The 354-nt window shown below is 46.6% G+C and carries 1 tRNA gene and 2 rRNA genes; all 3 read right to left on the reverse strand.

The annotated features are described in order from the left end of the window. Positions 1–108, reverse strand: a 5S ribosomal RNA gene (gene rrf, locus ACK2WN_RS12315); the annotation flags it as partial. Between the two features lie 4 nt (positions 109–112). Beyond that, a tRNA-Gly gene (locus ACK2WN_RS12320) sits at positions 113–186 on the reverse strand. 59 nt (positions 187–245) lie between these two features. Next, a 23S ribosomal RNA gene (locus ACK2WN_RS12325) occupies positions 246–354 on the reverse strand; the annotation flags it as partial.

Here is a 354-nt window from a genome sequence, read left to right on the forward strand (position 1 = left end):
CGTCCTACTCTCCCAGGGGCCTTCGCCCCAAGTACCATCAGCGATAGAGAGCTTAACTTCTGTGTTCGGAATGGGAACAGGTGTATCCTCTCTTCTATAATAACCACATTACTGGAGCGGGTGAAGGGGATCGAACCCTCACAGCTGGCTTGGAAGGCCAGAACTCTACCATTGAGCTACACCCGCATATTGAGTACTATACTCTGAAAACCACATACATATTAATCAAATTACCAAATATTCTCTTGGTCAAGTCCTCGACCTATTAGTATCGGTAAGCTGCATACATTACTGCACTTCCACCTCCGACCTATCAACCACGTAGTCTTCATGGGGTCTTACTTCCGAAGAATG

Origin of the sequence: Peptacetobacter sp. AB800, assembly GCF_047807365.1 — a bacterium.
Classification (GTDB): domain Bacteria; phylum Bacillota; class Clostridia; order Peptostreptococcales; family Peptostreptococcaceae; genus Peptacetobacter.